This is a genomic window from Salinirubellus litoreus (assembly GCF_037335815.1).
In the GTDB taxonomy this organism is placed as follows: Archaea; Halobacteriota; Halobacteria; order Halobacteriales; family Haloarculaceae; genus Salinirubellus; species Salinirubellus litoreus.
The window spans coordinates 3,214,108-3,240,939 of record NZ_CP147841.1; the positions used below are offsets into that span (position 1 = coordinate 3,214,108).

The 26,832-nt window shown below is 68.7% G+C and carries 25 protein-coding genes; 10 read left to right on the top strand and 15 right to left on the bottom strand.

Going from position 1 to position 26,832, the window contains the following annotated elements; all coding sequences use genetic code 11:
• Window positions 1-31 precede the first annotated feature (31 nt).
• Window positions 32-439, top strand: coding sequence for a double zinc ribbon domain-containing protein (locus WDJ58_RS16050; protein ID WP_338914289.1), 408 nt, complete (start codon window positions 32-34; stop codon window positions 437-439).
• 71 nt (window positions 440-510) lie between these two features.
• Here WDJ58_RS16050 and WDJ58_RS16055 read toward each other — a convergent pair whose 3' ends face one another.
• From WDJ58_RS16055 to WDJ58_RS16070, 4 genes are all read right to left on the bottom strand, one after another.
• On the bottom strand, window positions 511-1,614 hold the full coding sequence (locus tag WDJ58_RS16055; RefSeq protein ID WP_338914290.1) for a mandelate racemase/muconate lactonizing enzyme family protein: 1,104 nt from the start codon (window positions 1,612-1,614) through the stop codon (window positions 511-513).
• A gap of 72 nt (window positions 1,615-1,686) precedes the next feature.
• On the bottom strand, window positions 1,687-2,721 hold the full coding sequence (locus WDJ58_RS16060; protein ID WP_338914291.1) for a hypothetical protein: 1,035 nt from the start codon (window positions 2,719-2,721) through the stop codon (window positions 1,687-1,689).
• A gap of 2 nt (window positions 2,722-2,723) precedes the next feature.
• Window positions 2,724-3,008 (bottom strand): hypothetical protein, encoded by a 285-nt coding sequence (locus WDJ58_RS16065; RefSeq protein WP_338914292.1) that lies wholly within the window; start codon window positions 3,006-3,008, stop codon window positions 2,724-2,726.
• 94 nt (window positions 3,009-3,102) lie between these two features.
• Window positions 3,103-4,074, bottom strand: a complete 972-nt coding sequence (locus WDJ58_RS16070) for a D-2-hydroxyacid dehydrogenase (RefSeq protein WP_380661038.1) — start codon at window positions 4,072-4,074, stop codon at window positions 3,103-3,105.
• Between the two features lie 150 nt (window positions 4,075-4,224).
• Here WDJ58_RS16070 and WDJ58_RS16075 point away from each other — a divergent pair, with 150 nt between their 5' ends.
• The 5 genes from WDJ58_RS16075 (at window position 4,225) to WDJ58_RS16095 (ending at window position 9,250) form a co-directional block, all read left to right on the top strand.
• Complete coding sequence (locus tag WDJ58_RS16075) at window positions 4,225-5,517, top strand: DUF362 domain-containing protein (RefSeq protein WP_338914293.1); 1,293 nt, start codon at window positions 4,225-4,227, stop codon at window positions 5,515-5,517.
• 159 nt (window positions 5,518-5,676) lie between these two features.
• Window positions 5,677-6,468: an SDR family oxidoreductase gene (locus tag WDJ58_RS16080; protein WP_338914294.1), complete on the top strand. Its 792-nt coding sequence runs from the start codon at window positions 5,677-5,679 to the stop codon at window positions 6,466-6,468.
• Window positions 6,469-6,609: 141 nt separating this feature from the next.
• The gene (locus WDJ58_RS16085) at window positions 6,610-6,954 is read left to right on the top strand and encodes a cupin domain-containing protein (protein ID WP_338914295.1); all 345 of its coding nucleotides are present in this window, start codon (window positions 6,610-6,612) and stop codon (window positions 6,952-6,954) included.
• The gene (locus tag WDJ58_RS16090) at window positions 6,951-7,784 is read left to right on the top strand and encodes a fumarylacetoacetate hydrolase family protein (protein WP_338914296.1); all 834 of its coding nucleotides are present in this window, start codon (window positions 6,951-6,953) and stop codon (window positions 7,782-7,784) included. The genes WDJ58_RS16085 and WDJ58_RS16090 overlap by 4 nt, the downstream gene beginning before the upstream one ends.
• 299 nt (window positions 7,785-8,083) lie before the next feature.
• Entirely contained in the window at window positions 8,084-9,250 is a 1,167-nt protein-coding gene (locus WDJ58_RS16095) for an enolase C-terminal domain-like protein (protein ID WP_338914297.1), read from the top strand.
• Between the two features lie 21 nt (window positions 9,251-9,271).
• Here WDJ58_RS16095 and WDJ58_RS16100 read toward each other — a convergent pair whose 3' ends face one another.
• A complete protein-coding gene (locus WDJ58_RS16100; protein ID WP_338914298.1) occupies window positions 9,272-10,036 on the bottom strand; it encodes an HpcH/HpaI aldolase family protein in 765 nt (254 codons plus the stop codon).
• A 127-nt stretch (window positions 10,037-10,163) separates the two neighbouring features.
• Here WDJ58_RS16100 and WDJ58_RS16105 point away from each other — a divergent pair, with 127 nt between their 5' ends.
• The 4 genes from WDJ58_RS16105 to WDJ58_RS16120 all read left to right on the top strand — a co-directional run bounded on the left by WDJ58_RS16105 (window position 10,164) and on the right by WDJ58_RS16120 (window position 14,542).
• Entirely contained in the window at window positions 10,164-11,258 is a 1,095-nt protein-coding gene (locus WDJ58_RS16105; RefSeq protein WP_338914299.1) for a Gfo/Idh/MocA family protein, read from the top strand.
• Between the two features lie 167 nt (window positions 11,259-11,425).
• A complete protein-coding gene (locus tag WDJ58_RS16110; RefSeq protein WP_338914300.1) occupies window positions 11,426-12,157 on the top strand; it encodes a fumarylacetoacetate hydrolase family protein in 732 nt (243 codons plus the stop codon).
• Between the two features lie 154 nt (window positions 12,158-12,311).
• Complete coding sequence (locus WDJ58_RS16115) at window positions 12,312-13,478, top strand: enolase C-terminal domain-like protein (RefSeq protein WP_338914302.1); 1,167 nt, start codon at window positions 12,312-12,314, stop codon at window positions 13,476-13,478.
• Between the two features lie 80 nt (window positions 13,479-13,558).
• A complete protein-coding gene (locus tag WDJ58_RS16120) occupies window positions 13,559-14,542 on the top strand; it encodes an aldo/keto reductase (RefSeq protein ID WP_338914303.1) in 984 nt (327 codons plus the stop codon).
• A gap of 22 nt (window positions 14,543-14,564) precedes the next feature.
• Here the strand turns inward: WDJ58_RS16120 and WDJ58_RS16125 are convergent, their stop codons facing one another.
• The 10 genes from WDJ58_RS16125 to WDJ58_RS16170 form a co-directional block, all read right to left on the bottom strand.
• Window positions 14,565-15,620 carry an isocitrate/isopropylmalate dehydrogenase family protein gene (locus WDJ58_RS16125; RefSeq protein ID WP_338914304.1) on the bottom strand — a complete coding sequence of 352 codons (1,056 nt, stop codon included), beginning with the start codon at window positions 15,618-15,620 and terminating at the stop codon, window positions 14,565-14,567.
• A 116-nt stretch (window positions 15,621-15,736) separates the two neighbouring features.
• Entirely contained in the window at window positions 15,737-16,909 is a 1,173-nt protein-coding gene (locus WDJ58_RS16130; RefSeq protein ID WP_338914305.1) for an ABC transporter ATP-binding protein, read from the bottom strand.
• A gap of 86 nt (window positions 16,910-16,995) precedes the next feature.
• Window positions 16,996-17,808: a carbohydrate ABC transporter permease gene (locus WDJ58_RS16135; RefSeq protein WP_338914306.1), complete on the bottom strand. Its 813-nt coding sequence runs from the start codon at window positions 17,806-17,808 to the stop codon at window positions 16,996-16,998.
• 49 nt (window positions 17,809-17,857) lie between these two features.
• Complete coding sequence (locus WDJ58_RS16140) at window positions 17,858-18,739, bottom strand: carbohydrate ABC transporter permease (RefSeq protein ID WP_338914307.1); 882 nt, start codon at window positions 18,737-18,739, stop codon at window positions 17,858-17,860.
• Window positions 18,740-18,976: 237 nt separating this feature from the next.
• Complete coding sequence (locus tag WDJ58_RS16145; protein WP_338914308.1) at window positions 18,977-20,587, bottom strand: ABC transporter substrate-binding protein; 1,611 nt, start codon at window positions 20,585-20,587, stop codon at window positions 18,977-18,979.
• A gap of 226 nt (window positions 20,588-20,813) precedes the next feature.
• Window positions 20,814-22,073 (bottom strand): mandelate racemase/muconate lactonizing enzyme family protein, encoded by a 1,260-nt coding sequence (locus tag WDJ58_RS16150; RefSeq protein WP_338914309.1) that lies wholly within the window; start codon window positions 22,071-22,073, stop codon window positions 20,814-20,816.
• A gap of 122 nt (window positions 22,074-22,195) precedes the next feature.
• Window positions 22,196-23,098, bottom strand: coding sequence for a dihydrodipicolinate synthase family protein (locus tag WDJ58_RS16155; RefSeq protein ID WP_338914310.1), 903 nt, complete (start codon window positions 23,096-23,098; stop codon window positions 22,196-22,198).
• Window positions 23,099-23,321: 223 nt separating this feature from the next.
• Entirely contained in the window at window positions 23,322-24,296 is a 975-nt protein-coding gene (locus WDJ58_RS16160; RefSeq protein ID WP_338914311.1) for a C-terminal binding protein, read from the bottom strand.
• Window positions 24,297-24,398: 102 nt separating this feature from the next.
• Window positions 24,399-25,715, bottom strand: a complete 1,317-nt coding sequence (gene eno / locus WDJ58_RS16165; protein ID WP_338914312.1) for a phosphopyruvate hydratase — start codon at window positions 25,713-25,715, stop codon at window positions 24,399-24,401.
• Entirely contained in the window at window positions 25,712-26,734 is a 1,023-nt protein-coding gene (locus tag WDJ58_RS16170) for a phosphotransferase family protein (protein ID WP_338914313.1), read from the bottom strand. The genes eno and WDJ58_RS16170 overlap by 4 nt, the downstream gene beginning before the upstream one ends.
• Window positions 26,735-26,832: the final 98 nt, after the last annotated feature.

The following is a 26,832-nucleotide window of genomic DNA, read 5'->3' on the forward strand; positions in this document are numbered from 1 at the left end:
GGTTTTTGTCCCTCACCCGGAAGCAGGACGTATGGCCGGTGAGCTGGTCCTCGTCCTATTCGTCTGGGGGATGGTCGCGTTCGCCGTCGCCATCGACGCGAGCAGACGGGGTCACCACGGCGGATTCTGGGCCGTCCTGACCCTGTTCACCGGTCCCTTCGGTGCCCTCCTCTACGGACTGGTCGCCCTGGTGACGAACGGTCGGCCCGATGACGGGCCGGAACCGGAGCCGGAGCCGATCCGCGTCTGTCCCGCCTGCTCGTCGGAACACGACGATTCGTCGAACTACTGTGGCGAGTGTGGGGCCGAGCTCGGGTCCGAGCACGAACGCCCGGTCGGACGGCGGCTCATGACCGGGTCGAGGCGGTACTGCAACAACTGCAGGTCCGAGGTCGGCCGCGAGGCGGACACGTGCCCGAGCTGCGGCGCTGTCTTCTGAAAGGACCGTCTATCTCCGTCCTCTCCTAACCCCGTCCGTCCCGCGTGAGGGCGAGACGGACCGAAATCGCTCTAGATCCGGTACTCCTCGAGCGCGTCGCGGTCGAGTGTCACGCCGTGGCCGTGACGGTCGGGGATCTCGATGGCCCCGTCCTCGGGCGTGAGGGGGTTGTCGACCACGTCGTCGAAGGATTTGACGTCCGAGTCGCGGTAGAAGTACTCCGCCCAGAGCGCGTTCTCGGTGGCCGCGAGCAGCTGGACGTGGAGGTCCCAGTTGTAGTGGGGGGCGACGGGGACGTCGAACGAGGCGGCGGTGTTGGCGACCTTCAGCCACTCGGTGACGCCGCCGACCACCGTGACGTCGGGCTGGACGATCTCGACCGCCCCCTCGCGGAGGAGTTCGGCGAAGCCGTAGCGCGAGAACTCGAGTTCGCCCGCGACGACCGGGTAGTCGAGCGCCTCGTTGACCTCCCGCATCAGGTCGACGGAGTCGGGCATCACCGGCTCCTCGATGAAGTAGGGGTCGTACTCGCCGAACGCCCGGCAGGCCCGGACCGCCTCCTGCTTGTTCTTCCACTTGCCGTTGGCGTCCATCAGGAGCGTCCGGTCGGGGCCGATGGCCTCGCGGACGGTCCGGACCCGCTCTACCTCCTCCTCGACGGAGAGCCGACCGACCTTCATCTTCACGACGTCGTGGCCGCGGTCGACGTAGGTCTCCATCTCCTCGCGGAGCCCCGAGAGCCCCTTGCCCTCGCGGTAGTATCCGCCCGAGGCGTACGCCGGTATCGGCTCGGTACCGCCGCCGAGGAGTTTGGCGAGGGACATCCCCGCGGCCTTGGCCTTGATGTCCCAGAGCGCGAGGTCGACACAGGAGATCGCCCGGACCAGAACGCCCTTGCGTCCGATCTGGACCGTCCCGTCGAACATCTCGCGCCAGAGACGCTCGGTGTCGCGGGGGTCCTCGCCGACCAGCATCGGCTCGAGGAGATCCGAGACCGCGTCGGCGACCAGTGGCGCGCCACCGTAGCCCAGCGAGTAGCCGAGCCCCTCGTGGCCCTCGTCGGTGCGCACGTAGACGATGGCGTGATCGCGTCGTTCGAGTGTCCGCGTCGCGAACGACACGGGGCTGTCCAGCGGTATCGAGATCGGAAACGCCTCTACCTCCGTTATCTCCATGTGTGCTCGTCGCACACGGACCTGGTTGAAAGCCTTTTCCGTCGACCGGGGGCCCACCCGCCGCTGACGGGTTCAGACGGGCCGGTCGGCCGCGCGCCGGAGGGCGTCGCGCGTGGCCAGAAGCTCGTCCGTCCCCCGTGTGTCCCGCTCGATACGCCGGGTGAGCGCCGTCGCGATCGCCGCCTCGGCCTCGTGGAGGTTCGCCTCGATTCGATCGGCCCGGGCCGCCTGCGCCGATGTGAGCGACCCGTCCCGCGCCTCGGAGAGCAGGTCGCGCACGTCCTCGCTCATCCGTAGCGACTGCTGGCCGTGCTCGACCAGTCGGGTGGTGTTGTTCGACTCCCACCTGACCTCGACGGCCTCCTCGCCGAGCGCACCGACGAGGAACCCCGCCTTCGAGAGGGCCGCGTCCGTCCCCGAGACGCCGGGGACGACGTCGGCCCGGGCGTCGATGGTGACGAGCACCGCCTTCTCCCCCGAGGTGTACGCGTCGGCCGGGTAGGCCCCGTTCACGATGGCACCGGCACCGACGACGAGGAGCGCGACGAGGAACACGCCCAGGAACACGCGGGGGGCACCCTGGACCCGGTCGGGGCGGCGAAGCGGGTTGTTCGTCCGGTCGGTCAGCGAGTGGGATCGCACGGATTCGATGACGTCGACGAGCCGTCGGGTCCGCTTCGAGGCCCCGGTCACCGCGAGGTGGCCATGACGGGTCAGACGGACGAACGAGCTGTGAAAGCCCGCGTGGGTGACGATCAGCCCGTCGCCGTCGCTGAACTCCTCGTGACGTACCCCGTCGAAACCCTCCGCGTCGCGGACCGCGTCGGCGATGGCCGCCAGCTCGGCGTCCGGGTCATCGACCCTCGACTCGGAGACGTACGTCGCGTCGCGCTGTCCGTCGCCCGATCTGACGGCCCGCAACTGTCGCCAGCCGCGCCGCGTCCAGAGCTTCCCGTGTGCCAGGACCGTCGGTAACACCATCACCACGAGCGCCAGCGCCGCGGCCACCGCGAACGAGACCCACCCAGGATACCGAAGGAGGGCCCAGCCGCTCGCCACCAGGAGGAGTACCCCACCGCCGAGCGAGAGGCCCCTGAGTTTGTTCATGGTCAGCGCCGGAGGAACGTCCGTTTGATACGCCCGAACAGTCCCGTCTCGCGGGCCGCGAGCTCCTGTTCGACGAGATCCCCGACCTTCTCTTCGAGGTCGCTCCGGCTCTCGAACCGGTCGAGGTCACCGTGCGCGAACAGCTCCGAGAGCATCGTCGAGTTACCCTTCTCGTCGAGCTGGACGTTCGCGAGGGCGTGCTCGCGTTCGAGCCGCCGGACGGAGACCGGGTACGACCACCCCGACTCCTCGATGAGTTCGTGCACCGCATCGGGGCCGTGAGCCATACTCCAGATAGGTGCGCTCGCACCTATAAACCTTGCAGAGCGCGGCCGGTCGACCCGCCGGACCCCGATATCCCCGGATCTTCCCGTCGTCCCGTTACCGGACCCTGTTCTCGACGTCATCGAGCGCGCCGGTCTCGACCCGCGCGACGTTCCCGGCCACGATCTCCGCCAGCCGGGCGTAGTACTGCGACGTGTGTCCGGAGTTGTGCGGCGTGACGACGACGTTGCCCATCCCCCAGAGCTCGTGGTCCGCGGGGAGCGGCTCCGGATCCGTCACGTCGAGTGCCGCCCCCCGGATCCCGTTGTCCCGGAGCGCGTCCAGCAGCGCGTCCGTCTCGACGATGGGCCCCCGCCCGACGTTCACGACGACCGACTCCGGCGAGAGCGTATCCAGCGCCGCCCCGTCGACGAGCCCGCGGGTCGTCTCGGTCAGCGGACAGGCGAGCACGAGGTAGTCCGTCTCGGCGAGGGCCTCGTGGAACGAGGCCTCGTCGAATCCGAACACCTCGTCGGTCGGCCCGCCCTTCTCGGGCGTGTAGCGGACGCCGAGGACCCGGGGACCGAACGGTCGTAGCCGCTCGACGACGGCCTGCCCGATTGCCCCGAGTCCCGCGACCGTGACCGTCGAGTCGCCCAGCTCGGTGGGGTGGGCCTGGTAGTGACGCCACTCCGACCGCTCGTTCCGACGGACGCCCTCGTGGAGGTTGCGGCTGAACAGGAGTATCGACCCGATCACCTGCTCGGCGATGTTGGGGCCGTGGACCCCCGAGGCGTTCGTCACCACGACGTCCCGTTCCTCCAGCTCGTCGAGCGGGAGGTGGTCGTAGCCGGCGGCGGCACACGCGAACATCCGCAGTTCTGCCGCGCGCTCGACCAGCCCGTCGTCGAGCCCGTGGCCGGTCGCGACGGGCGCTCTCGCGACGAGTTCGCGTTCCTCGGCCGGCGTCCTCGCCCTGACGACCTCGTGGTCGGGGAGCCGCTCGCGGAGCTCCTCGGCGTACGTCTCGGTCGACATCCCGTGGGCGCCCCGCCGGAGCACGAGCACGTCCGGGTCTGTCCCGCTCACCGGTCCTCACCGTCCACTCGAAGCGACATGTGTGGTGAGCGTGCGGCCATCCCCTTAGTTTCGCTAGCCCTCACTCGCATGCCGCGGGATCCGGGAGCCGGTGCGGTCGGCCCGCGCTGGGTTTATGCGCCTCACCGCCGAGCCCCGGCCATGGAGTTCCCCGACGAAGCGACGATCTCGGGAGTGCTCGACCCCGTCGAGTTCCCGCACTTTCACGACGTCCGCTACGATCCGCCGACGCCCGAACTCGAAGATACGCCCGGGGCGGCCCGCGAGGCGGTCGACGCGCTCGCCGTCGACGCCCTGCCGGCGGGTGCGTCCGTGGCGGTCGGGGTCGGGAGCCGCGGGATCACCGACCTCGTGCCGATCGTCGAGGCCGTGGTCGGACGACTCGACGAGCACGGCCTCTCGCCGGTGGTCGTCCCCGCGATGGGGAGCCACGGCGGGGCGACCGCCGAGGGCCAGCGCGAGGTGCTCGCGGCGATGGGAATCACCGAGGAGTCACTCGGCTGTCCCATCGATGCCCGGATGGAGACGGTCGTGCTCGGCGAGTCCGAACTGGGCCAGCCCGTCCGGTTCGGTGTCGCAGCCCTCGAAGCCGACGCCGTGATGGTCGTCAACCGGGTGAAGGCCCACACAAACTTCACTGGGCCGTTCGAGAGCGGCCTCACGAAGATGTCCACGGTGGGTCTCGGGAAGCAGAAGGGCGCGAGCGCGATCCACGAGCGGGCGCTCGTCGAGGGGTACGTCCCCGTCCTCGGGGCGGCGTTCGAGGTCGTCCGCAGGGAGGTGGACCTGCTCGGCGGCGTCGCCATCGTCGAGAACTTCGAGGACCGAACGGCGGAGGTCGAGGGCGTCCCCGCGAGCGACCTCCCCGAGGCCGAGACCGCCCTGCTCGAACGCGCCTACGAGTACATGCCGACGCTCCCCTACGACGAACTCGACGTACTGGTCGTCGAGGAGATCGGCAAGGACGTCTCCGGGGCGGGGATGGACACGAACGTCATCGGTCGGTACGAGGTGCTCAACGCCGAGGAGCCCGAGTCACCCGATATAAAGCGTATCCTCGTCCTCGGGCTGACCGAGGCCACCCACGGCAACGGTCAGGGGATCGGCCTCGCGGACCTCACCACCGTCGACGTGGTCGAGGAACTCGACCTGGATCAGGTGTACGCGAACGCGCTGACGAGTTCGTCGTTCTCGAAGGCGCGGCTCCCGCTCGCGCTCCCGAACGACGAACTCGGGCTCGCCGCGGCCGTCTCGGGGGTCGGCCCGTACGACCCCGAGGAGGCGCGCATCGCCTGGATACGCGACACGGGTCACCTCTCGGAGTTCCGCGTCTCGCCAGCACTGGCCCGCAGTGCTCCGGAACACGTCGAGGTCGTCGGCCGGTCGCGGCTGACCTTCGAGGACGGCGAGGCGCGGTTCGAGCCCGTCGAATGATGGCGAGTATCGTAGGTGGTCATAGATCCTCCGTCGAGGATCGCACCACTGGACGCACGCCCACGGGTCGAACCCCCCGGCTGGCTACGATACTCCCTGCGGCCCGGCCCATCGATCCCATACGTCAACCCTTTTGAGGGTCGACCTCGCAGGCCCGCTATGGACCTCGACATCGAGGGGAACGCGGCGCTGGTAACGGCATCGAGCAGCGGCCTCGGCAAGGCGTCGGCGACGGCGCTCGCCAGGGAAGGAGTGAACGTGGTCGTCAACGGCCGGGACGAGGACCGACTGGAGGCGGCGGCCGAGGAGATCCGCGAGGAGGCGACCGGCGACGTGGTGACCGTCTCGGGCGATCTGACCGAGGCGGCCGACATCGAGGCGCTGGTCGAGGCGACCGTCGAGGAGTTCGGCGGCCTCGATCACCTCGTCACGAGCGCCGGCGGCCCCCCCTCCGGCCCGTTCCTCGAGACGACCGACGAGGACTGGTACGACGCCTACGACCTGCTCGTGATGAGCGTCGTCAGGCTCGCCCGCGAGGCCGAACCCCACCTCCGGGAGGGCGACACCGGCACCATCGTGAACATCACCTCGCGATCGGTGAAGGAGGCGATCAGTTCGCTCGTCCTGTCCAACTCCGTGCGGATGAGCGTCATCGGCCTGGAGAAGACCCTCTCGAAGGAGTTCGGCCCCGACATCCGGGCGAACGCCGTCCTCCCGGGGGTCCACGAGACCCCGCGCATCGAGGATCTGGTCGAGCAGTCGGTCGAGCGCGGCGAGTACGACTCCTACGAGGAGGGGCTCGCGGCACGGGGCGAGGGGATCCCGCTCGAACGGATCGGCGACCCGATGGAGCTCGGCAACACCGTCGCGTTCCTCTCCTCGCCGCTCTCGGGCTACATCAATGGCCAGGCGATCGTCATCGACGGCGGCGACGGGAGCGCGAACCTGTAACGTAACCGGCGATCACTTCTGTGGACCCGGTGCGGCGTCGCGACGCTCGAAACGGTACGGCGTCCGGGACTCGGCGCGATCGGTAACCTCGCGTCGAAGACGCCAAGATTCATTCCGTAGGGGTGCGGTGGTGAGGACGTCATGCAACCAGTGCAGTTCGACGATGCGGAGACGTACGAACCCGAGGAGGGATGGCGACGGGTCGCGATGGCCGGGAGCGAACAGTTCAGCTTCGAGTGGTTCGAGAAGCCGCCGGGACACTCCTCGCCGATGCACGACCACGAGAACGAACAGGTCTGTCTCGTCACCGAGGGCGAGCTGACCGTCGTCACCGAGGACGACGAGGTGACACTCGGCCCGTACGACTCGGTCCTCCTCGAATCGAACGAGCCGCACCGCGTCGAGAACACGGGCGACGAGCGTGCGGTCGGCATCGACGTGTTCGCCCCCGGCCGGTCGTTCGACTTCTGGCTCGACCGCGAATGAGCGCGCGCTACCTCGCCCGCTCCGCCGACGGACGGGCGCTGCTGGGTGACGATGAGGGGTACGTCCCGCTCGACACGGCCGACCCGTCGCTCCGGAGCGTCGACGACGCCCTCCGGGCCGCACCCGACGGGCTCCCGGACCCCGACGGGGCGACCGCGTCCCGGCGGCTAGCCGAGCACCTCGGATTCGCCTCGCCCATTGAACGGCCGGGCAAGCTGTTCGGCATCGGCCTCAACTACGCCGACCACGCGACTGACCTCGACGAGGTCCGACCCGACGAGCCGGCGAGCTTCTTCAAGCCCGCGACGGCCGCGACGGGCCCCGGCGGACCGATCCGGCTCCCGCCCGCCGAGATATCCGACCGGGTCACCGCCGAGGCGGAACTGGCCGTCGTCATCGGCCGTACCTGTCGGGACGTACCCGAGGAGCGCGTCGACGAGGTCGTCGCGGGGTACGTCCCCGTCATCGACATGACCGCCGAGGACATCCTGGAGCGCAACCCCCGGTTCCTCACGCGCTCGAAGAGCTTCGACACGTTCCTCGTGTTCGGCCCGCGGATCGTCGTCCCCGACGACGACCTCGCCATCGGGAACCTCGACGACGTCGAGGTCCGGACGGTCGTCGACGACGAGGTGATCGCCGAGAACACCGTCTCGAACATGCTGTTCCGGCCGCACGAGCTCGTCTCGTTCCACTCCTCGGTGATGACGCTCGAACCCGGCGACGTCATCTCGACGGGGACGCCCGGCGCGGGCGTCATCCGCCCCGGCGATTCGGTCCGCGCCGAGGTCGACTCGGTCGGAACCGTACACGCCGACGTCGTCCGGTAGTCGGGCGACCCCGCGGATCGTCCTATCGGTCTTTTTCGCCTCGATCGCCGTGTTGCTCGCGTCTTACCTACTCACGGTTCCCGACGCTCGCCGCTCGCCACGCGGAGGCTTTCCCTGCGGTCAGGCCTCTCTCTCGCGGTTCACGATGTTCTCCGCTCGCCGCTCCGAGACGCTCCCTCCGGTCGCGTCTCGCTTCTCGCGGGTCGCTTCGCTCCCCGCTCGATTCTCCGGAGCCTCCCTTCGGTCGGCCCCGCTACCGCCGAACGCTTTTCAACCCCCCCGCCGTCGGTGGGTCCGACATGCCGCCGGAGATAACCCGCATCGAGAGCACCGAGTTCGGCTACCCCCTGGAGGACATGGGCCCCGCACCGAACGGCTTCAGCCTCGCCTACGACCCGGGTGAGACCGCCGAGCGGCGACTGTTCGGTCTGAAGGTCCACACCGACGAGGGGATCACGGGCGAGTACGTCGGCGGGAACTCCCCCGCGTTCGCCGAGGTACACATGGTCGCGGACTACCTGATCGGGAAGAACCCCCTCGACAGGGAACGCCACTGGTCGGAGATGAAACGCGCGCTCCGGAAGTACGACCGGATGGGGATGGGGCCCCTTGACATCGCGCTGTGGGACTTCGCCGGCAAGTACCACGACGCCCCCATCCACGAACTCCTCGGCACCTACCGCGAGCGGCTGCCGACGTACGCCTCGACGCTCGGCGGCGACCGCCACGGCGGCCTCGAGACGCCGGAGGACTACGCCGACTTCGCCGAGGAGTGTCTGGAGATGGGCTACCCCGGGTTCAAGCTCCACGTCTGGGACGGCGACTGGCGGGACACCGACGGCATCGTCGACGCCGTCCACGCGGTGGGCGAGCGGGTCGGCGAGGAGATGGACCTCATGCTCGACCCCGCCTGCCAGATCGAGACGTTCGCGGACGCGCTCGACGTGGGACGGGCCTGCGACGAGCAGGGGTTCTACTGGTACGAGGATCCGTTCCGCGACGCCGGCATCTCCCAGCACGCCCACCGCAAACTCCGACAGAAACTCGACACCTCCATCCTCCAGACCGAGCACGTCCGCGGGCTGGAGCCGTTTACGGACTTCGCCGCCACCGAGTCGACGGACTTCCTCCGAGCCGACCCCGAGTACGACGCGGGGATCACGGGCGCGATGAAGCGCGCCCGGGTCGCCGAGGGGTTCGGCCTCGACGTCGAACTCCACGCGCCCGGCCCCGCACAGCGTCACTGCATGGCGGCGATCCGCAACTCCAACTACTACGAGATGGCCCTCGTCCACCCCGAGACCGCCAACACGACGCCGCCGGTCTACCTCGACGGCTACGACGACCAGCTCGACTCCATCGACTCGGACGGGACCGTCGGGATCCCCGACGGCCCCGGACTCGGCGTGGAGTACGACTGGGACTACATCGAGGAGAACGCCCACGGCGGGCGCACCTACGAGTAGGGTAGTCGACGAACGACGGGCCTACTCGCTGTCGACGATCGCCTCGCGCCTGTCGGCCAGCGCGTCCATCAGGATGGGCGCGTCCTCCAGGAGCGCGATGTACTGTGCGCCGACGTCGATCCACCGGCGGGCCATCTCGGGGTCGTCGGCGAACGTCCCGACGATCTTCCCCGCCTCGCCCGCCCGCTCGCAGACCTCGTCCATCAGCTCCTCGACACGCTCGTGTCTGACCTGTCCGGGGATGCCGATCGACTGGGACATGTCGTACGGTCCCAGGAATAGCACGTCGATCCCCTCGACGGCCATGATCTCGTCTAAGTTCTCGACGCCGCGCTCGCCCTCGATGTGGACGATAACGGTGACCTCCTCGTTCTGCGTGTCGGTGTAGTCCGGGCCGCCGTTGTAGCCGGCGGCGCGGGTGTACGGCGAGAGCCCGCGGCCGCCGAGCGGGCTGAACCGCGCGTGTTCGACGGCCGCCTCGGCGTCCTCGCGGGTCTCGATCTGCGGTATCTCGACGCCCGCCGCCCCGACGTCGAGCGCGCGCTGTATCTCCCCCTCGGTGTTCTCGCGCACGCGGACGATCGGCGCGGCCCCGCCCTGCGCGGCCGCCGCGCACATCCCCACCGACGACTCCGCGGTCAGCGGGCCGTGCTCCTGGTCGATGATGGTGAAGTCCATCCCCGAGAGCCCGACGATCTCCGAGACCATCGGCGAGTCGATGATCTGGAAGGTCCCGATGGTCGTCTCGCCGTCCTGCAGTCGCTGCCTGAAGGTTCGCTCCGCCATGGACGGTGCTCGAAGAGTCGGGCCTTCAACCTACTGCCAGGCCGACCGGGCTGGACGATCACCGGACCGGGCCGCAGACCGTCCCCACCCACACTTATCCCCTCCGGGAGGGAACCGCCGGCCGAGCATGACATACAGGGCGGGCATCATCGGCGCGGGCGGCATCGCCGGACTGGGCATCCTCGGACTCCACGACGAGGAGGACATCGGGAAGAAGAAGTTCACGGAGAGCCACGCCGGCGGCTACCACGCGACCGACGATATCGAACTGGTAGCCGTCGCCGACCTGGACGAGGAGAAACTCGGCACGTTCGGGGAGGCGTGGGAACTCCCCGATTCGGGGCTCTACACAGACCACCGCGAGATGCTCCGCGAGGCCGACCTCGACGTCGTCTCCGTCTGTACCCCGTCTTTCCTCCACCACGAGCACGTCGTCGACGCCGCGCGACTCGGCGACCTCGACGCGATCTGGTGCGAGAAGCCCATCGCCTCCAGCGTGACCGAGGCCGAGGAGATGTGTGCCGTGTGTGACGAGGAGGAAGTCGAACTCGTCATCAACCACTCGTTCCGGTTCACCGACCGGCTCCAGCGGCTCCGGGAGCTCGTCGTCGAGGAGGGTATCCTGGGGGAGGTGAAGTCGGCGTCGGCGCTGTTCAGGCGGGAACTGCTGCGCAACTCGACGCACCTCCTTGACACGCTCGTCTACCTGCTCGATGCACGCGCCGAGCGGGTGAGCGGCTACATCAACGGCGAGAACGACGCCGTCGACGCCCTGGAGGGCGACCGCGAGGTCGACGACTCGGGCGGTGGCGGCTTCGTCGTCATGGACGACGGGACGTTCGCCACCGTCGACTGCACCGTCTCCCGACCCATCTCCTCGATGTCGTTCCAGTTCATCGGCACCGAGGGGAAGCTCTACCTCAACAACGACGACGGCGAGTGGCGCTACTGGCGGCTCGAGGACGGCACGCACGTCGAGGAGGACCTCCCGGGGATCGAGGGCGCGTGGCGCTGGGACGTCGACTACCGGGGGTCGTTCGCCAACGCCGCCGGCCACGTCCGCGACCTGCTGGAAGGCGACGCCGAGAACCACTCGACGGGGAAAGAGGCGACCCGCTCGCTCGAGATCATCGTCGGCTTCTACATCTCGCACTACACCGACGGGCAGGTGTCCGTACCCCTGGATCGGCCGCTCCGGGACGTCACGATCACCTCCTGGTGACCGAGTGAGTCGGATCGGAATCGCCTCCGGACCGTGGGTCCGGACACCCGGTCGCCGATCACGAGCGCCCCGGACGTTCGGAGTGTTCCCCTCATCGAGCCGGTGCCACACCCCATCGCCCGAGTCGACCCCGGAACCGTTTTACCGTCCCCGCCGGAGCGGTCGGTATGCACCGCGTCAGGTTCAGGGACCCGGCAGGGTCCGTCCGCACCGGCGAGTGGCACGGAGACGAAGTCAGCTTCGCGGGTCGCACCTACGACCTCGAGGAGGTCGACGTCCTCCCGCCGTCCGATCCGACGAAAATCCTCTGCATCGGGCTCAACTACGCCGCCCACGCCGAGGAGTCCGGCTCGGAGATCCCCGACCGTCCCCTGATCTTCATGAAGGGGCTGAACGCCCTCGCGGGCCACGGCGACACCGTCCCGCTGCTCTCGGGCAAGGAACGCATCGACTACGAGGCCGAACTCGGCGTCGTCATCGGCGAACAGTGCCGACACGTCTCCCAGGACGACGCGATGGACGTCGTCGAGGGATTCACCTGCTTCAACGACGTCTCGAACCGGGACGACCAGCGCCAGGAGCAGAACTGGATCCGCGGGAAGGCGTTCGACAACTCCGCGCCGGTCGGCCCGGTGCTCGCCACCCCCGACGAGGTACCCGACGACGCCTACGTCCGCTCGCGGGTCAACGGTGAGCTCCGGCAGGACTCCTCGCGCGACGACTTCATCTTCACCATCCCGGAACTCATCGAGGAGATCACGACGTACGTTACCCTCGAACCCGGCGACATCATCGCCACGGGCACGCCGGAGGGCGTCGGCCCGCTCTCGGACGGCGACACCGTCGAGGTCGAGGTCGAGGGCGTCGGAACGCTCGTCAACGACGTCGCCGACGAGTAGCTCGGCCAGTTTCATCGACGGGAGCGTCTCACGGGGACGACACACCCGCAACACGACTTCTTTCGCGTGCGCATACGATCAGCCGATCGAGAGGCCAGCGCGGGCGCGAGTGGGTGCGGGGGAACTATATGGCGTCCCGCTATCCTCCCGGTCGATGGCTCCCGAGATAACCCGCATCGAGACCACCGAGTTCAGCTACCCCCTGGAGGACCTCGCGCTCGACGAGCTGGGGTTCAACCTCGTCTACACCCCCGGCGAGACCGCCGAACGCAAACTGTTCGCGCTCCGTATCGAGACCGACGAGGGGATCAACGGGGAGTACATCGGCGGGAACTCCCCCGGGTTCGCGCAGGTGAACATGGTCGCGGACTACCTGATCGGGAAGAACCCGCTGCACCGCGAGCGCCACTGGTCGGAACTCAAGCGCGCGCTCCGGAAGTACGACCGGATGGGAATGGGACCCCTGGATATCGCGCTGTGGGACTTCGCCGGCAAGTACCACGACGCCCCCATCCACGAGCTACTGGGGACCTACCGCGAACGCCTCCCCGCCTACGCCTCGACCTACCACGGCGATCAGAACGGGGGGCTCGACTCCCCCGAGGCGTTCGCCGACTTCGCCGAGGAGTGTCTCGACATGGGCTACCCGGGGTTCAAGATCCACGGCTGGGGTGGCCACGACCGCGACATGGACCGGGAGGTCGAGACCGTCCACGCGGTGGGCGAGCGGGTCGGCGAGGAGATGGACCTCATGCTCGACCCCGCCTGCGAGTACGAGACGTTCGCGGACGCGCTCGACGTGGGCCGGGCGTGTGACGAGCAGGACTTTTTCTGGTACGAGGACCCGTTCCGCGACGCCGGCATCTCCCAGCACGCCCACCGCAAACTCCGACAGAAACTCGACACCTCCATCCTCCAGACCGAGCACGTCCGCGGGCTCGAACCACACACGGACTTCATCGCCACGGAGTCGACCGACTTCCTCCGCGCCGATCCGGAGTACGACGCGGGGATCACCGGCGCGATGAAGCTCGCGCGCGTCGCCGAGGGGTTCGGCCTCGACGTCGAGTACCACGCCCCCGGCCCCGCACAGCGACACTGTCTCGCCGCGACGCGGAACGCGAACTACTACGAGATGGCCCTCGTCCACCCGGACACCGCGAACACCCAGCCCCCAGTCTACGAGGGCGGCTACGAGGACCAGCTCGACTCCATCGATTCGGACGGAACGGTCGGCGTGCCCGACGGCCCGGGCCTCGGCGTCGAGTACGACTGGGACTACATCGAGGACAACGCGCTCGGCGGACGCACCTACGAGTAGGGGGAGCGCCGGACCCCCGGGCGACCGGCCGGACGCTGGGGCTGGCATAACTTTTTCTCGCTGTTCTGCGATCGGTGGCCATGGAGTACACGACGCTGGGATCGACGGGAATGACGGTTTCGCGGATCTGTCTGGGCTGTATGTCGTTCGGGTCGAGCGACTGGCGCGAGTGGGTCCTCGACGAAGCGGAGAGCCGGGAGATCATCGAGCGGGCGATCGACCTCGGGATCAACTTCTTCGATACCGCCAACGTCTACTCGCAGGGCGAATCCGAGCGTGTCCTCGGGAACGTCCTCGCGGAGTACAGCAGGGACGCACAGGTCGTCGCCACCAAGGTCTATGGAGCGATGGGCGAGGACCCCAACGCGAGCGGGCTCTCGCGAAAGGCCGTCGAGCAGGAACTGGCGAACTCGCTGGAGCGCCTTCGAATGGACACGATCGACCTCTACCAGACCCACCGGTGGGACGACGACACGCCAGTAGAGGAGACGCTCCGCGTGCTCGACGACGCGGTCCGGCGGGGGCAGGTCCGCTACCTGGGTGGGTCCTCGATGTGGGCCCACCAGTTCGCCGAGGCGCTCCACACCAGCGACTCGCTGGGCCTCGACCGCATCGTCACCATGCAGAACCACTACAACCTCGTCTACCGCGAGGAGGAGCGCGAGATGCTCCCCCTCTGCGAACGCGAGGGAATCGGCGTCATCCCCTGGTCGCCGCTCGCCCGGGGGTATCTCGCTCGTCCACACGAGTCGATCGACGCGACCACGCGCGGCGCGTCGGACTCGGAACGGGACCACCTCTACGAGCATCCATACCGCGAGGGCGGCGGTCCCGAGATCAACGAACGGGTCGAGGAACTCGCCGCGGAGAAGGGTGTCTCGATGGCCCAGATCGCCCTCGCCTGGCTCCTCCACCAGGACGCCGTCGACGCCCCCATCGTCGGCACCACCAGCGTCGAGCACCTCGAAGCCGCCGTCGAGGCACTCGAGATCGACCTCTCCCAGAGCGACCAGGACTACCTCGAAGAACCCTACGAGCCCCTCGAGGTCTCCGGACACTCGTAGTCGGAGTCGGCGGGACCGGGGTTCAGAGGCGCTCGCGCAGATCGTCGACGACGTCCCCCGTCCCGCTCTCGCCCCCGAGGTCGGGCGTCCGTGGCGCGTCGGGGTCGGCGAGCTGGTCCGTAACGGCGTCCCGGAGGGCGTCGGCGGCACCGGGTTCCCCGAGGTCGTCGAGCATCATCGACGCCGAGAGGATCGTCGCGAGCGGGTTGGCGATCCCCTGGCCGGTGATGTCGGGGGCGCTCCCGTGGACCGGCTCGTACATGGAGGGGTAGCGCTCGTCGTGGGTGACGTTCGCCGAGGGGGCCAGCCCCATGCTGCCGGAGACGATGGCCCCGATGTCGGTGAGGATATCGCCGAACAGGTTCGAGGCGACGAGGACGTCGAACTCGTCCGGCCGCCGGATGAGATCCATACTCGCGGCGTCGACGAGCAGCCGTTCGACCTCGACCTCCGGGTACTCCTCGGCGACCTCCTCGACGATATCGTCCCAGAGCACCATCCCGTGAGCCTGGGCGTTCGACTTCGTGACGTTCGTGAGCTTCCCCGAGCGATCGGTCGCGGCCTCGAACGCCGCGCGGACGATCCGTTCGGTGCCGTGGCGGGTGAACACGGCGCTCTGGACGGCGAGTTCGTGTTCGTGTCCCCGGTGTTCGCGGCCGCCGACGTCCGAGTACTCCCCCTCGGTGTTCTCGCGGTAGACGACGAAGTCGATGTCGCCGCCCTCGTACCCGCGGAGCGGGCTCTCGACGCCCTCGAACAGCACGGAGGGCCGCTCGCAGATGAACTGGTCGAACGTCTTCCGGATCGGGAGCATCATCCCACGGAGCGTCACGTGGTCCGGGATGTCGGGGTGACCGACGGCACCCAGGAGGATGGCGTCGTGTTCGGCGAGCCGCTCGAGCGCCCCCTCGGGCATCATCGACCCGTGTTCGAGGTAGCGCTCGCTTCCCCACTCGTACCGTGTCGTCTCGACGGAGAACCCGTGATCGTCGGCGACGCGGTCGACCAGCGGTAGCGTCGCGTCGGTCACCTCGACCCCGATACCATCACCCGGCAGGTGTGCGATGTCGTATGTCACAGCCGGCAATCGGGTGAGGATACCAAAAAGCTGCCCGTGCGAGGCGTGAGGCCATGGCGTCGGGCGATTCGACGGCGAACCGGCGGACGTTCAGTCGGCGACCGGCCCCGGTCGGTCTACTGCTCGGCGGTCGTTCCCTGCTCGACCGTCGTCTCCTGGCCGCCAGGGGTCCGGTGGCCGTGGATGACAGCGTCCTCGGTGTTCGCGTCGAACAGGCTGATGTCGCCCTCGTCGAACGTGACCTCGAGCGTCGAGCCCAGTTCGGGCTCGCGCTCGGAGGTCGTCCGCAGTCGGAATTCCTCGCCGTCGATGTCGAGGTAGATGAAGTTGTCCGAGCCGACGACTTCGACGACCTCGACCGTCCCGGTGACGGTCTTGCCCTCGTCGGCCGCCGAGCCGAACCGGGCGTTCTCCGGTCGGATGCCGAGGACGAAGTCGGTCGTGTCGGTCTGCTCGCGAACCGCGTCGACGAACCCCTGCGAGACGTCGTAGGTGAACCCCTTGTGGACCAGCCGACCGCCGCTGGCGTCGGTCTCGAGGCTGACGTCGAAGAAGTTCATGCTCGGCGATCCGATGAAGTCGGCGACGAACAGGTTCGTCGGCCGGTAGTAGACGTCCTTCGGGGTGCCGACCTGCTGGAGCTTCCCGTCGTTGAGCACGACGATGCGGTCGGCGAGCGTCATCGCCTCCTCCTGGTCGTGGGTGACATAGACGGTGGTGATCCCGAGTTCGGAGTGGATCCGTGCCAGCTCGGTCCGCATGTGCTTGCGTAGCTTGGCGTCCAGGTTCGACAGCGGCTCGTCGAACAGGAACACGGCGGGCTCGCGCACGATGGCCCGCCCGGTGGCGACGCGCTGCTGCTGGCCGCCCGAGAGCGCGCCCGGCTTCTTGTCCAGCAGGTCGTCGATACCCATCATCTGGGTCGCCTCCTGGACGCGCTTGTTGATCTCCTCGTCGGAGAGGTCCGTACTCAGCCGGAGGCCGTACCCGATGTTCTCCCGGACGGTCTTGTGCGGGTAGAGCGCGTAGTCCTGGAACACCATCGCGATGTCCCGGTCCTTCGGCGCTTTGTCGTTGATCACATCGTCGCCGATGCGTATCTCGCCGTCGGTGACCGTCTCGAGCCCCGCGAGCATCCGGAGGGTCGTCGACTTGCCACAGCCGGAGGGGCCGACCACCACCACGAACTCGCCGTCCGGTATCTCGAGGTCGAGCTCCTCGACCGCCACGAGGGGCCCACCCGCTGCTTCGAACACCTTCGTCAGATTGTCTAGTTGAACGCGTGCCATGGTTTCTCTTGTCTTGAATTTGGACCGCTCTTATTTATTATTACGCTTCTGTCGGACCGGGGCCGCGCGCCGGACGAGGGGTCGGGTCATCCGGCCGGCCCTCCGCCCAGCCCCTCGCCGACGTAGTTCTGGGCGAGCCCGTAGAAGATCACCGGCGGGAGCACGAGGATGACCACCGCGGCCATCAGGAGGTTCCACTCGCGCAGGGTGTCGCTCCCCAGGATGTAGTGGATCGCGACGGTCGCCGTCCGGACGTTCTCGTCGCTGGTGAGGATGAACACCCACAGGAAGTTGTTCCATCCCGAGAGGAACGAGAACAGCGCCGCCGCGCCGATCGCCGGGGCGGACAGCGGCAGCACGATCCGGATGAACGCGGTGATCTCGTTGAGGCCGTCGAGCAACGCCGCCTCCTCGATGTTCGGCGGGATCCCCTGCCTGAAGAACCCCTGGAGCAGCCAGATGTTCTGCGGCAGGATGAAGATCGAGATGGCGATAATCACTCCCAGCAGCGTGTTCACCAGCCCGAGGTTGAAGAAGACCTCGTACACCGGGATCGTCAGCACGATCCACGGGAACATGATCGTGAACACCGCCGTGTAGAACAGGAGCTGTCGCCCCGGGAAGTCCAGGCGAGCGAACGCGTACGCCCCCGGAATCGAGAAGAACAGCGAGATCACCGTCGCGGCGAGCGCCACGATGATGCTGTTCCGGAAGAACAGCGGGAAGTTCGAGCGCTCCCAGACGTTGAAGAACGGCTCGAGCGTGATCGTGTCCATCGCGCCGAAGAACGGGATGTACGGCGTGTCGGTCGAGATGGCCGCGAAGTTCGTCAGGATCGACGTTCGGATCATCCAGAGGTACGGGGCCAGCGCCCACAGGAAGACGGCTGCCAGTGCCACGTACAGGACCGTTCTCGATCGGTTTGTTTCGTTTAGCATTTTCGTATCCTCAGACGTAGAGGTTCTCCTCTTGTTTGATCGCGGTCACGTAGACGATCGCCGCCGTCATCGACAGGACGATCATCGCGACGCCGACCGTGAACGCGCGGCCGAACTGCAGGTTGACGAACGCGACGCGGTACGTGAGGATGCTGAGTAGCATCGTTCGCGTCCCGGGGCCGCCGGCGGTCAGCTCGAACGGCTGTGCGAACTCGGCGATGTTCCACGCGGTCCGCAGCGCCAGGATGACCACCGTCGGGATGAGCAGGTGGGGCAGCGTCACGTCGCGGAACCGCCGGAGCCGACCGGCACCGTCGAGCGCGGCCGCCTCGTACTGCGCTTTCGGCACGGCGGTCAGCGCCGCCGCGTAGATGATCCCCGCGTACGCGTAGTCGTGCCACGTCTGTGCGACGATCAGCGACACGTACGGCCAGAAGGTCCCCGCCAGGAACGACGGGGGGGTCACGCCGAGGTCCCTGAGCACCTGGTCGACGAGCCCGTAGTCCCCGTTGAGGAACCAGAACCAGATGACACCACCCGCGAGCGGAGCCGAGAAGTACGGCGAGAACAGGAGTGCCGTCAGAATCGCCTTCGACCGCCCCGCCACCTCGTTGAGCAGGAGCGCGACGATCAGTCCGATGCCCAGCTGGAGCGCCGTCGTGCCCAGCACGAACACGATGGTCCAGCCCAGGGCGAACCAGAACAGGTCGTTGGATAACAGCCACGCGTAGTTCGCGAGCCCGACGAACTCCCCGCCCGTCCCACCGAGTCCAATGTTCGTGAACGTGACGTACAGTCCCCGGAGCATCGGGTAGTAGAACAGGAGCCCGAACATCAGGAACGTCGGGATGATGAACACGTACCCGATCCAGTTCTCTCGGAGCCTGTCCATCAGGGTCCGGTCGGTCAGTCCGTACCGATCGCGTATCGCCTCTGCGCTTCGTTGTTGTCCTTGAGCCACTGTCACACACCCCTGCGTGTAGTCTGACTGGGGAACGGGCTATCAAAAAGGTTGCTCTCTCTGCCGCGAGCGGGGCGCTGTCGGCGGGTTTAGCACTGGCTTACCGCGAGCGAAAAATCCCCTAACGGGGGAGTCGACGGGGCAGGCTCCGCTGGGAGCCGGCCCCGCCTACATGTCGATGTTGTTCTGCTCGTCGAGGGTCGTCTGGACCCGGCTCTGGACCTCGCTGACGAGGTTCGAGCCGTCGACCTGGCCGGCGATGGCCTGGCTGATCGTCTCGTTGATGTCGGTCCACCGGATCTGGTCGGTCCCACCGACGTCCCAGGGGGCCCCCGTGTTGTTGTACTGGGGTCCGTACTCGTTCAGGTTGGCGAGGACCTGCGTGAAGTTCTGGGGCAGGTCGTCGCCCATCTGGTCCAGCAGGACGCTCTGGAGCTCGGTGTCGGCCGGGATCGACGGGTACGTCTCGCCGTACTGTTCCATGACGTGCTGCTCGTCGCGGTGGAAGAACGTGTTGAGCGCCCAGCCGGCTTCCAACTGCGGCTGCTCGAAGCCGGAGAACATCCCGTGGGCCTGCTCGAGCGCCCACACGTGGCCGCCGTGCTGACCCGAGTCGACCTCCGAGAGGGTGTCGACGCCGGACGCCTCGGCGAGGTCGCCGCCGTTGCCGACCCTGGGGTTGGGCAGCAGCATGAAGTCGCCGTCGCCGCCGTCCCACCCGATTACCGCGTCCTCCTTCGTCTGGTACCACCGGGTGAAGTTCTGGGTTGCGTAGGTGAACGAACCGACCCTGTCGGTCAGCATGAGCGAGGGGATCTCCTCGTCGCCGCGCGAGGCCGCCTCCGGGCTGGAGAACTCCTGGGCCAGCGCGAGCGTGTGCTCGATCATCCCGTCCGTCCGCGGGTTGTTGCCGATCTGGAGTTCCGGGTTCGAACCCTCGCCCCGGATCCAGGGGTCCTGCCCGTCGGTGTGGGCCGTCCGGGCCTCGCCCCAGTAGTCCTCGAGGTCGCCCGGGACGCCGGTCTTCTCGTAGGCGAACGCGTCGGGGAACTCCTCGGCGACAGCACTGGTGTGCTCCCAGAACTGGGTCCAGGTCGACAGCTCCTCCATCGGGTCGCTGACGCCGGCCTGACTGTACATCTTCGGCCGGATACCGAGACTCGAGACGCTGTGGCGCATCGGGCCGCCACACCAGTACTCGCCCCGGAAGTTGGCGGTCGCCTCCGACGCCGCGCTCCAGGCGTCCGGGTACAGGTCGGACTCCTCGACGAACGGCGTGTGGCTGGGAACCTGGTCGTCCAGGAAGAACGAGAGGCCCGCGCCACCGAACTCCGCCAGGGTCGGCGGGTTGCCGCCGGAGACCCGCGACGAGATCTGCTGTCTGACGTCGGAGTACGACGCGGTCTGCAGGGTGACTTCGACGTTGCCGTACTGGTCCTCGAACCGGCCGATTGACTTCTCGAACTGCGGCCCGGTCAGGGAGTTCTCGGCCGCTTCGGCCGAGAGGTAGCTGATCTCGACGGTTTCGCTGCTACCGCCGTCGCCACCGTCGCCGCCGTCGCCGCCGTCCCCACCGTCGCCCTCGGTCGGCGTGGAGCCACCGTCGCCGCCGTCACTACCGCCGTCGCCACCGTCACCGCCGCCGTCGCCACCGTCACCGCCCGTGCAGCCGGCCAGCGCACCCATCGCCCCGGCCGCGCCTATCGCACTCGTTGCTTTGAGCACGTTACGTCGGGACGTGCTCTCGTCTCGCATTTCAGAACTGTCATCGTCTGGCATACGACCCAACGCTGGGGGTGAATAATGATAAAGTTTTTCCTAAAATGTTATGTGTTCCTGACACACTCGCCGGGAATCGGCCGCCAGACCCCGACGCACACCCTCGATTGACCTCCCGGACAGCGAAGGAGAAGGCCGTCCTGTCATACGGACGGTCGTAACGATTTACCGGAGACCACCGATTCCCGTCCGGGCGGTCACCGGTAGAGGACCACGACCGCCCGTCTCAGACGACGAGTGACGACCCGTCCGTGAGGTACCGCTCCGCGACCGTCGGATCGAGTTCGACGCCCAGACCCGGCCCCTCGGGGAGGTCGATGTACCCGTCCTCGATGATGGGGGCGTCGGGATCGTCGACCCGCCGGACGAGGTCGCCCCACCAGGGGACGTCCCTGGCGTGGAACTCGAGCGCGAGGAAGTTCGGGAACGTCGCACAGACGTGTGCGCCCGCGACGGTCCCGAGTGGGCTCGAGAGGTTGTGCGGCGAGAGCGAGATCCCCTGGAGCTCACAGACGAGCGCGATCTTCCGGAGCTCCCAGAGCCCGCCGCACTTGTTCACGTCCGGCGCGGCGATGTCCATCGCCCCCGCGCTCGCGAGGTCGGCGAACCGCGACGCGGTCATGATGTTCTCGCCCGTCAGGAGGGGGACGTCGAGTTTCTCGCGCAGGTGGCGGTGCCCCTCGACCTGCTCGGGCGGGACGGGGTCCTCGAGCCACGCCAGGTCGTACGGTTCGAGTTTCTTTCCGATCCGCGCCGCGGTCTCGGTCGTGAAGTTCCAGTGGAGGTCCATCCCGAGGTCGACGTCGTAACCGATCTCCTCGCGGACGGCCTCGACGAGGTCGACCTTGTGCTCGACGGCGGCGTTGTCGAGCCGTCTGGCGGCTGTGTCGGTCGCGTGGGTGAGCACGTCGAGGTCGAACTTCAGCGCCTCGAACCCCTCGTCGACCACCTCGCGGGCGGCCCTGGCGTACGACTCGGGCGTGTAGACCTCCTTCGGGTCCCGACCCGCGGCCTCGCCCAGCGACTCCCCGCCGTGGGTGTCACAGTAGACCTTCACCCTGTCGCGGTACTTCCCCCCGAGCAGTTCGTACACCGGCGCGTCGAGTACCTTCCCCTTGATGTCCCAGCAGGCGGTCTCGATGCCGGTGAACGCCGCCTGCCCGATGCGACCGCTCCCCGTGTAGCGCTGGTTCAGCAGCGCCGTGATGCGGTCGATGTCGAGCGGGTTCTCCCCTTCCAGGTCGACGAGCAGCCGCTCGGCCATGTCGAGGGCGGCCTCCGCGCGGAACGTCTCGCCCAGCCCGTAGACCCCGGCGTCGGTCTCGACCTTGACGATCCCCCAGGTGAAGTTGCCCGCGATCGCCATCGTCTCCACGTTCGTTATCTCGATGTCCCGTTCGGGGGGACGGTGAGTCTCTTCCATCGACAGGTCCCGCCAGGGGACGCCGCCGCCCGCCGCTATCCGGTAGTCCGGCTCGTCGTCCATGCGAGCGATCCTGTGGGGGACTGGAAATAAAGATGGGGGAGGGTCGGGCGGACGGTAGTCCTCCGTCCACGCGGGACGGGTCAGCGCGGGCGGTCGCTACCGCCGTGACGGTGGCGGTCCGGTCAGACGAGCGAGTGGGCCTCGGCGCGCTCGCGAGCCCGATCGTAGCCCTCGGCCAGGGCCTCGCGCTGCTCGGGGTCGAGTTCCGAGAGCGGGAGCACCGGGGGCCCGACGTCGTGACCGGCGAGCGCGAGGAGGTGCTTGAGCGCGGTCGCGGTCGGGAGGTCCGAGTAGGCCGCCACGAGCGGGTTCGCGACCTCGTTGGCGATGGCGACGGCCCGATCGTGTTCGCCCGCCCGGTGGGCCTCGTACAGCGCCGAGAGCGCCGCCGGGAAGACGTTCGCCGCCCCGGAGATGAGCCCCGACGCGCCGCTGTCGAGCGACGGCAGCGCCAGCATCGAGAGCCCCTGGATGACGTCGAAGTCGTCGGGAGTCTCGTCGAGGGTCCGGAAGACGTCGGCCATCCCCCCCGAGGAGTCCTTGACCCCGACGACGTTCTCGTGCTCCGCGAGCGCGACCGTCGTCTCCGGCTCCAGGGTCACGCCGGTCCGCTGTGGGATGTTGTAGAGGACGATCGGGAGCGGCGATCGGTCGGCGACCGCCTCGTAGAACCCCCGAAGCCCGGCCTGGTCGACCCCCAGGTAGTAGGGCGTGACGACCACCGCGGCGCTCGCGCCCGCCTCGGCGGCGTCCTCGGTCAGCGCGACGACATCCGAAATGCTCGTCGCGCCACACCCGGCGAGGACGGGGACGTCCCCCGCCGACTCGACCACGGTCTCGACGACGGTCAGCCGTTCGTCCCGCGTAAGGCTCGGGAACTCGCCGATCGAGCCACAGGGGAAGAGCCCGTGGACGCCCCCCTCGACGAGGAACTCGGTGTACGACTCCAGCACCGGGACGTCGACGCCTCCTTCCCGGCTCTCCGTCGGTGTCACCATCGGCGGGATGGTTCCTTCGAATCGCATGGCCGCCGGGTCGACGACCGGGGATAAAAGCGTTCGCGTGGGTGGGTGGACGGCGAACCTCGTGGGGGTGGCGCGGGGAACGCGGAGGCCCCAACCCCGGAGCCCACCCGCACACCGGCGGTGTGATTCGGCTCGGAAGCGACTCGGGCGGGTCCGCCCGGTCGGTCCCTGGGGAGACGACCGTGGCGGCGACCCGTCGAAGAACCGCGGACAGCGGTGGTCCCTACGGCGCGTCCTCCCCGACCCCGTTGACTACGTTCGGCGGGCGGCGTCCCTCGAGGGCGAGTCGGACGGCCTCGGTGATGGTGTGACGCCGCTCGGTGTTCGCCTCCTCGGAGTACCAGGCGTCGTGGGGCGTCGCGACGACGTCCGGGTGCCCGCGGAGCGGGCTGTCGGCCGCCGGCGGCTCGACCTCGAACACGTCGAGCCCCGCGCCGGCGATCTCGCCCGCGTCGAGCGCGTCTATCAACGACCGTTCGTCCACGATGGGTCCACGCGCGACGTTGATCAGGAACGCGGTGTCCTTCATCCGCTGGAACGCCCCGGCGTCGGCGAGCCCGCGGGTCCCATCGGTCAGGGGTGTGTGGACCGTCACGTAATCGGCCCGCTCGTACAGTCCCTCCAGCGAGACGAGCGTCGCCTCCTCGCCCACCTCCTCCGGATCGAGGTACGGATCCGAGGCGAGCACCTCGGCGCCGAGCGCCGCCGCGTGTCTCCCGACGAGAGCTCCGATGGTACCGTATCCCACGACGCCGACCGTCTGCGAGGAGAACCGGTGCTCGATGGGATCGGCGCGGTCGGTCTTCCACTCCCCGTCGGCCATCGCGGCGTCGTAGGGCTTGAGCCGGCGGGCGAGCGAGAGGATCATCGCTACCGCGTGGGTCGCCACCTCCTCGACGCAGTAGTCGGGGTCGTTTACGACCGGGATCCCCCGGGCCGTCGCCGCGTCGACCGCGATGTTATCGACGCCGATCCCGTACCGGGCGATGACCCGACAGTCCGACGGGAGGGCGTCGACCATCCCCTCGTCGAACGGGCGGACGAGGTTGATGACCGCGTCGGCCCCCGCGAGCTGGTCGAGCGCCCGAGCGCGGTCCTCGGCGAGCTCCTCGAGGTCCGCGAGCCCCGACAGACCCTCCCGTTCGATGGCGAGGTCCCCGAACCGGTGGTCGGTGACGACGACCGTGTAACGACTCATGACACCTCCGTCCCACCCATCCGTAATGCGCTTTGTGTCGGTCGCGTGCCAGTCGCGTTCGACACGGTGCGTGAGCCGGAGGCGGACGGAGAACCGGTCGACTTACCCCTCTGTCGTCGGGGGCCACCGGCCACCGGCGTACCCGCGCTCCGCTTCGTGGTCGATCCCCAGGAGCCGATTGTACTTCGCCAGTCGCTCCGAGCGGGCGAGCGAGCCGATCTTGATCTGTCCGGCGTCCAGCCCCACGGCCAGGTCCGCGATGGTCGCATCACAGGTCTCGCCCGACCGCGCGGAGACGACCGTCGCCAGCCCGGCCTGGCGCGCGCGCTCGACCACGTCCAGCGTCCGCGTCACCGTCCCCGCCTGATTCGGCTTGACGAGGACGGCCGATGCCGCCCCCCCGGAGACCGCTCGCTCGACCCGCCCGGTGTTCGTCGCGAGCAGGTCGTCGCCGAGCACCTGACACTGCACCCCGGTCCCGTCCAGACGCTCGCGGAGCGCGGCGAACCCGTCCCAGTCGTCCTCGGCGAGCGGGTCCTCGACCGAGACGAGCGGGTAGCGCTCCGTCCAGCCCTCGACCAGGTCGAGCATCCCCTCGCGGTCGAGTTCACGACCCAGGCTTTCCAGTCGATACTGCCCAGCATCGGCATCGTAGAAGTGCGTCGCGGCCACGTCGACGGCGAAGGCGACGTCCTCGCGTGAGGGCTCGTGGCCCGCGTCCCTGGCCGCCGACTCCAGCAGCGAGAACGCCTCGTCGACCGATCCGAGCGGTGGCGCGAACCCGCCCTCGTCTGCGACGAGCGGACGGTGGCCGTCCGCGATCAGTCGTTCGCGGAGTGCGCTCCGGACCGCGTGGACGGTCTCGATCGCCTCGGGGTAGGTCTCCGCCCCCGCCGGAATCACGAGGAAGTCCTGTATCTCGATGCCGCCGGCCGCGTGGAGCCCGCCGCTCAGGAGGTTCACCATCGGGAGCGGCACTCGCCCGGGTTCGCGGCCGGCGAGGTCCGCGACGTGGGCGTAGAGGGGGATCTCGCGAGCGGCGGCCGCGGCGTGCGCGACCGCACCCGAGACCCCCAGGACGGCGTTCGCTCCGAGCCGCGAGAGGTCCTCGCTGCCGTCGCGGTCCTCCAGCGTCGCGTCCACCGCTCGCTGGTCCGTGGCGTCCACCCCGACGACGGCCGGCGCGAGCTCCTCCCGGACCGCCGCGACCGCCCCCCGGACCCCTCGGCCGTCGTACCGGTCGTCGCCGTCCCGCCGCTCGGTCGCCTCGTGAGCGCCCGTACTCGCTCCCGCCGGGACGGTGAAGACGCCGCGTTCGCTCCTGGCCTCGCCGTCGACCTCGCACGCCACCCGGACCGTCGGATCGCCGCGCGAGTCGAGCACCTCCCAGGTGTCCACCGCGGTGATCGTGGGGGTCATCCGGCCACCTCCTCGACGATCCCCGCGAACCCGTCGATCGTATCGGTCCCCTCGCGGAGCGCCCGAGTCGAGATCCCCCGCAGGAGGTCGCCCTCCCCGGCGTCGAGGTACTCGACGGGGGACTTGCCGTCGACCCGTGCGAGCATCAGCACCGCGAGCTCCCGGACCGTGTCGCGCTCGACGTCCCACCCGGCGGCCTCCTCGTACCGCGCCCAGAACTCGCCCGCCGCGTCGATACAGGCGTCGAGTCGACCCTCGACGTGGATCGCCTTGATGAACAGGTGGTTGAGCATGAACGCGGTGTCGAAGGCCGGGTCACCCCAGTGGGCGACCTCGAAGTCGAGCAGCCACCGTATCCCAGTACCTCGGTCGACGAGCACGTTCTTCGGACTGTAGTCGCCGTGGACGAGCGTCCGGTCGGCGGCGAGCACCCGCTCGGCCTCCGCACGGATCTCCTCGCCGACCTCCGGGTGGCGGTCGGCCGTCGTCCGGTGGTAGGGGTCGACCCGCAGCTGGTCGAACGGCGTCGGGTCGGCGAACCGCTCGCGGAGCTCCTCGTCGGTGCTCGCCCGGCGGTGGACCGTCCCGAGCAGTCGGCCGAGCGACCGCGCCACGTCCGCGTCGACCCGGCCGTCGAGCAGTTCCCGCTTCCACATGACCGCGCCGTCGGGCGCGTGCGAGAAGACCACGACGTGGGCGTCCTCGTCCTCCGCGAGGACCTCCGGGACACGGACGTCGTCGAGACCGGCCGAATCGATGATCCTCGCGTACGCCCGTGTCGCGGCGGCCTCGTTGTGGACCCGCGAGACGTCCGCCGGCCAGTCGTCCTCGACGGCGAGGTTCGGCAGCGGTTGCTTCAGCACGAACGACTCCTCGGGAAGATCGACCCGGACGACGCGGTTCGAGACGCCGCCGCCGAGCGACGACGCGCTCGCGGACCCCGCACCGGCGGCGAGGAGTCCCCGGTCGCGGAGGTACTCGGGAGCCGTCGCGGGCGAGAGCGTGAACTGCTCGGTCATCGTCCGGGACGGGCGGGCCATCGACTTTACCGTTACCCTGCCCCGGTCGCCCCCGAGGAAGTCCGCGCGAGCGTGGCGAAGCGCCGCGCCGACACGGA